The 6,389-nt window shown below is 70.5% G+C and carries 4 protein-coding genes; all 4 read right to left on the minus strand.

Annotated features, from left to right (window positions below; genetic code table 11):
• Nucleotides 1-15 precede the first annotated feature (15 nt).
• Nucleotides 16-2,217, minus strand: coding sequence for a 3-hydroxyacyl-CoA dehydrogenase NAD-binding domain-containing protein (locus EOE48_RS23240; protein WP_127733265.1), 2,202 nt, complete (start codon nucleotides 2,215-2,217; stop codon nucleotides 16-18).
• Between the two features lie 13 nt (nucleotides 2,218-2,230).
• Nucleotides 2,231-2,710, minus strand: coding sequence for a DUF2059 domain-containing protein (locus EOE48_RS23245; protein ID WP_127733266.1), 480 nt, complete (start codon nucleotides 2,708-2,710; stop codon nucleotides 2,231-2,233).
• A 20-nt stretch (nucleotides 2,711-2,730) separates the two neighbouring features.
• Nucleotides 2,731-3,939 (minus strand): acetyl-CoA C-acetyltransferase, encoded by a 1,209-nt coding sequence (locus EOE48_RS23250; RefSeq protein WP_127733267.1) that lies wholly within the window; start codon nucleotides 3,937-3,939, stop codon nucleotides 2,731-2,733.
• Nucleotides 3,940-4,225: 286 nt separating this feature from the next.
• Nucleotides 4,226-6,004 carry an acyl-CoA dehydrogenase C-terminal domain-containing protein gene (locus EOE48_RS23255; RefSeq protein ID WP_127733268.1) on the minus strand — a complete coding sequence of 593 codons (1,779 nt, stop codon included), beginning with the start codon at nucleotides 6,002-6,004 and terminating at the stop codon, nucleotides 4,226-4,228.
• Nucleotides 6,005-6,389: the final 385 nt, after the last annotated feature.

Below are 6,389 nucleotides of genomic sequence, written 5' to 3' on the forward strand. Positions count from 1 at the left end.
CCGATGGCAGCGGGATCACGCCGCCTGCCGGGCCGCCTCGCCGTAGAAGGTGGCGCCGGTCTCGGCCATCGCCAGCAGGTTCGGCGGCGGCGCGAAACGGGCGCCGTGCTTGGCCTCCAGGGTCCGGCACAGTTCCACGAAGGCGGCCGCCCCCATGAAGTCGATGTAGGACAAGGCCCCCCCGGTGAACGGCGCGAAGCCGAAGCCGAGGATCGAGCCGACATCGGCCTCGCGCGGGTCGGTGACGACGCCCTCCTGGACGGTGCGGGCGGCCTCCAGCGCCTGGGTCACGAGGAGCCGCTGCTTGAGTTCGGTGAAATTCACCGAATCCGGGTCGAGCGCCGGACCGCAGAGATCGCGCAGGCCCGGCCACAGCCGCTTCTGGCCCTGCTCGGGATAGTCGTAGAAGCCCTTGCGGTTCTTGCGCCCGAGCCGGCCCTCGCCCTCGACCAGGGCGGTGAGCAGGCGCTCCTGGTGCGGGTCGACCGCGCCCTCGCCGAGCTGCGCCTTCGTCGCCTTGACGATCTTGAGGGCGAGGTCGACCCCGACCTCGTCGTTGAGCGACAGCGGCCCCACCGGCATCCCGGCCTGCCGGCCGGCATTCTCGATCATCGCCGCCGGCACCCCCTCGGCGAGCATCAGGTGGCCTTCGAGGATGTAGGCGCCGACGCAGCGGTTGGCGAAGAAGCCGCGGGCGTCGTTGACGACGATGGGGGTCTTCCTGATCGCCCGCACGTAGTCGAGGGCGGCGGCGAGCGCCCGCTCGCCGGTCTCGCGCCCGAGGATGATCTCGACCAGCATCATCTTCTCGACCGGCGAGAAGAAGTGGATGCCGATGAAGCTCTGCGGCCGGGCCGAGGCCTTGGCGAGGCCGGAGATCGGCAGGGTCGAGGTGTTGGAGGCGAAGACCGCGTCGGGGCCGAGCACGGCCTCGACCTTGGCGATCACCTCGGCCTTGACCCGCGGATCCTCGAACACCGCCTCGACCACGAGGTCGCAGCCGGCGAGCGCGGCATAGTCCGCGGTCGCCGTGATGCGGCCGAGCAGCGCGTCACGGTCGGCCGACTTGGCGCGGCCCTTCATGATCTGGTCGCTGACGAGCTTGTGGGCGTAGGCCTTGCCCTTCTCGGCCGCCTCGGCGCTCTGGTCGACCAGCACCACCTCCATCCCGGCATTCGCCGTGACGTAGGCGATGCCCGCCCCCATGAACCCGGCCCCGACCACGCCGACGCGCTTCAACGGCACCTCGCCGACGCCCTTCGGCCGGCGGGCGCCCTTGTTCAATTCGCCCATCGACACGAACAGCGTGCGGATCATCGCCGCCGCCTGCGGGCTGCGCAGGATCTTGGCGAAGTACCGGCTCTCGACCTTCAGCGCGAGGTCCATCGGCAGTTGCAGGCCCTCGTACACGGCCTGAAGGATCGCCCTGGCGGCGGGGTAGTTGTCGTGGGTCTCGCGGCGGTAGATCGCGTTGGCGGGCGGCCAGATCATCATGCCGGCGGGCGAGTAGACCTTGCCGGAGGGCGCCTTGAACTTCGGCACGTCCCAGGGCGCCACGGCCGAGCCGCCGCCCTTGATCCACGCCTTGGCGGTGGCGACGAGGTCGGCGCGGGGCACGACCGCGTGGACGAGGCCCATGTTGCGCGCCATCAGCGGCCGGATCTGGTCGCCCTTGAACAGCATCTGGAGGGCGTCGCCGGTCTGCATCAGCCGGGCGACCCGCTGGGTGCCGCCGGCGCCGGGAAACAGCCCGACCTTGATCTCCGGCAGGCCGACCCGGGTCTTCTCGTCGTCCGACAGCACCCGGTGGTGGCAAGCCAGCGCCAGCTCGAACGCGCCGCCGAGGCAGGTGCCGTGCACCGCCGCCGCGAACGGCTTGCCGCAGGTCTCCAGCCGCCGGTAGAGCAGGGTCAGCCGGCGCGATTCCTCGAAGAAGAACCGCATCGCCTCCTCCTCGCCGCGCTCGCCGGCGAGGCGGGCGTATTCGGCGCCGAGGCCCTGGAGCATCGTGAGGTCGGCGCCGCCCGAGAAGGTCTCCTTGCCCGAGGCGATGACGCAGCCCTTGATCGCGGGGTTGCCCGCGACCTCGTCGACGATGCGGCCGAGCTCGTCCATCACCTCGGGGGTGATGACGTTCATCGAGCGGCCGGCCATGTCCCAGGTGGCGAGCGCGACGCCGTCGGCATCGGTCTCGAAGCGGAAATGGGTGAGGTTCATCGCGTCCGCTCCGTCAGGGCTTGGGCGCAGCCGGGGGCTGGGCGGCAGGAGACGCCTCGCCCGGCTTCTGCGTCAGGGAGGTGAGGGCGAGCAGGTTCATCAGCTTCGTCACCGTCTCCTTGGTGATGCCGGAGACGAGGGAGTTCGGATCGGCGTTGAGCGCCTGGAACCGCTGGTAGACCGGGTCGTCGTAGATCTTCGAGATGTGGCGCAGCTCGTCCTCGGAGAACTTCTGGGCGTATTCCTTCGACAGCGCGTCGACGAGGTTGGCGCGCTCCTGGACGAAGGTCCGGTCGATCTCGGGCCGGGCCTGCTCGGCGAGCTCCGGCGAGAGCTTGGCCAGCGTCCCGGCGGCGGCCTGCCGGAAGCCGTCGGTGAGGGTCCTCGCCACGGTCTTCTCGATCAGGGCGCGGGCGACCGCGACCCGCTCGTCGGCCCGGGCCGCCGGCAGGCCGGCGAGCACCAGGGCGAGACACAGGATGGTCCGTCTCATGGTCGTCTCCCCCGGGGCGCTCAGACCCGCTCGATGATCGTGGCGGTGCCCATGCCGGCGCCGATGCACAGGGTGACCAGCGCCGACTGCTTGCCGGTGCGCTCCAGCTCGTCGAGGACGGTGCCGAGGATCATCGCGCCGGTGGCGCCGAGCGGGTGCCCCATCGCGATCGCCCCGCCGTTGACGTTGACCCGGGCCGGGTCGAGGTCGAAGGCCTGCTGGAAGCGCAGCACCACCGAGGCGAAGGCCTCGTTGATCTCGAACAGGTCGATGTCGCCGGTGGTCATCCCGGCGCGGGCGAGCACCTTGCGGGTCACGTCGACCGGGCCGGTCAGCATCAGCGCCGGATCGGAGCCGATATTGGCGAAGGCGCGGATGCGGGCGCGGGGCCTGAGGCCCGCGGCGTCGCCGGCCTCGCGCGAGCCGATCAGCACCGCGGCGGCGCCGTCGACGATCCCCGACGAGTTGCCGGCATGGTGGACGTGGTTCACCGCCTCGACGTCGGGATGGGCCTCGATCGCGACGGCGTCGAAGCCGCCCATCTCGCCCATCTGCACGAAGGAGGGCTTGAGGGCGGCGAGCGACTGCATGTCGGTGCCCGGCCGCATGTGCTCGTCGCGGGCGAGCAGGGTGAGGCCGTTGACGTCGCGCACCGGCACCACCGAGGCGGCGAAGCGCCCGTCCTCCCACGAGGCGGCCGACCGCTTCTGCGACTCGACCGCGTAGGCGTCGCAGGCGTCGCGGGAGAAGCCGTACTTGCTGGCGATGAGGTCGGCCGAGACGCCCTGGGGCATGAAGTACGACTTGATCGCGATCGCCGGATCGACCGGCCACGCGCCGCCCGAGGCGCCGAGCCCGATGCGGCTCATCGACTCGACGCCGCCGCCGACCGTCAGGTCGTGCTGACCGGCCATCACCTGCGCGGCGGCGAAGTTCACCGCGTCGAGCCCGGAGGCGCAGAAGCGGTTGATCTGCACGCCCGGAACGTGGTCGCCGTAATCGGCCACCAGGGCGGCGGCGCGGGCGATGTCGCCGCCGGCCTCGCCGACCGGATCGACGCAGCCGAGCACGACGTCGTCGACCGCCCGCGTGTCGAGGTTGCTGCGCTCCTTCAGCGCCCGCAGGGCCGTCTCGGCGAGCCGCAGCGCCGTCACCTCGTGCAGCGACCCGTCCGGCTTGCCGCGGCCCCGGGGGGTGCGGACGTGATCGTAGATGTAGGCGTCGGGCATCTCGTCCTCCTCGGGCCTGCCTCGTGCGGGCCGGCTTCGGGCGTCCCCGGCCCGGGCGGTCGGCCCGGGCGGAACGCGGCGGAATCGTCGGGTCGTCGTCCCCGTGGTCTCAGTTGCTCACCGGCCTGGCCGTCCCTTGCGGATGAAACGGGGCGGCGGTCATCTGCCCCCTTTGCATTCGTCGAAAGCGGCATTCGGTGTGGCGGGATCCCCTCTCCCACTCGGGAAAGGGGATCCCGCGTTCAAAAATTACTTATCAAGTCAGTCGCTTGGAGACGGGTTCTGTCTAGAACGCCTCGGCCGGCATCGCCATCACGGCGTCGGCGCCGGCGGAGAGGCGGGCGAGGCGGGTGGCGGTCTCGGGTAGCATCCGCTCCATGAAGAACCGCCCGGCGACGAGCTTGGCCTCCATCCGCGGCGAGGCCGACGCGGCGTGCGCCGCCTTGGCGATCCGGCCCCACATGTAGCCGAGCGCCACGAGGCCCATCAGGTGCAGGTAGTCGGTGGCACCGGCCCCGGCATTGTCGGGCTTGGCCATCGCGTTCTGCATCAGCCACATCGTCCCCGCCTGGAGGTCGCCGAGCGCCTTGCCGAGGGGGACGACGAACGGCGTCATCGCCTCGTCGCCGGCGTTCTGCTTGCAGAAGCCCTCGACCTCGCCGAGGAAGCGCATCATCGCCCGGCCGCCGTCGCGGGGCAGCTTGCGGCCGACGAGGTCCATCGCCTGGATGCCGTTGGCGCCCTCGTAGATCTGGGCGATGCGGGCGTCGCGCACGAACTGCGACAACCCCCATTCCTCGATGTAGCCGTGGCCGCCGAGCACCTGCTGGGCCTTGACCGCGTTGTCGAAGCCGAGATCGGTCAGCAGCGCCTTCACCACCGGGGTCAGCAGGCCCATGTGGTCCTCGGCCGCCTGCCGCTCCTGCGGGTCCTGCGAGCGGTGCGAGATGTCGGCCTGGAGCGCGGTCCACAGCACGAGCGCGCGGGCCGCCTCGTTGAAGGCGCGGATTGACAGCAGCATCCGGCGCACGTCCGGGTGGACGATGATCGGGTCGGCAGGCTTCTCGGGCGCCTTGGCGCCGGTCAGCGACCGCCCCTGGAGCCGGTCGCGGGCATAGGCCACCGCGTTCTGGTACGCGACCTCGGACTGGCCGAGCCCCTGGATGCCGACGGCGAGGCGGGCCTCGTTCATCATCACGAACATCGCGGCGAGACCGCGATTGGCCTCGCCGACGAGCCAGCCGGTGGCGCCGTCGTAGTTCATCACGCAGGTGGCGTTGCCGTGGATGCCCATCTTGTGCTCGATCGAGCCGCAGGCGACGCCGTTGCGCGCCCCCGGCGTCCCGTCCTCGGCGACGAGGAACTTCGGCACGACGAACAGCGAGATGCCCTTGGTGCCGGCCGGCGCGCCCTCGATGCGGGCGAGCACGAGGTGGACGATGTTCTCCGACAGGTCGTGCTCGCCGGCCGAGATGAAGATCTTGGTGCCGGTGATGGCGTAGGATCCGTCCGGTTTCGGCACGGCGCGGGTGCGCAGCAGGCCGAGATCCGTGCCGCAATGCGGCTCGGTCAGGTTCATCGTCCCGGTCCAGCGGCCCTCGATCATCCGGGGCAGGTAGAGGCGCTTCTGCGCCTCGCTGCCGTGGACGAGGAGGGCGGCCATCGCGCCCTGGGTCAGGCCCGGATACATGCTGAGGGCGAGGTTCGCCGACGAGGCGAAGTCCTGCATCACGCTGTTGAGGACGTGCGGCAGGTCCTGGCCGCCATAGGCCGCCGGCATCGACAGGCCCATCCAGCCGCCGTCGGCATAGGCGTCGTAGGCGGCCTTGAAGCCCTCCGGCGTCGTCACGCGGCCGTCGGGGTGGCGGGTGCAGCCCTGCCGATCGCCGGTCTGGTTGAGGGGCGCCAGCACCTCCTCGCACAGCTTGGCGCCCTCGGTCAGCACCGCCCCGATCACGTCCGGCGAGGCGTCGGAGAAGCCCGGGAGATGGCCGTAGCTCTGGATCGCGAACACGTCGTCGAGGAGGAACAGCACGTCCTCCACCGGAGCCTTGTAGCTCGGCATGGCCCTCTCCCACCGTCCCGACGCGGCCGTTCCGCCGCCGATAGTTCACATGTAAACTATCATGGTCCGGAACGGAAGGGCCACGCTCCGGGTAGTTCCGGCGATCCACCGCTCATACGAAATCCGGATGATCGCTTCAGGCGATCCTGGCGGATCGCATTCGCGATGCCGATTTCGACTCCGCTCAGGTGCGCGCAGAGCTTTGCTCTGCGCCGCGCGGGCTGATGATGCGGAACCCGGGAATCATCGTCCGGATTCCGTATCAGTTGCTCACCGGCTTTGCCGTCCCTTGCGGATGAAACCGGGCGGTGGTCGTCTGTATCCGTTGCCCCGGTCGAAGGCGGCTTTCGCTTTGGCACGCCTCCCCTCTCCCGAGTGGGAGAGG

The sequence above is a fragment of the Methylobacterium oryzihabitans genome, assembly GCF_004004555.2.
Taxonomy (GTDB): Bacteria; Pseudomonadota; Alphaproteobacteria; order Rhizobiales; family Beijerinckiaceae; genus Methylobacterium; species Methylobacterium oryzihabitans.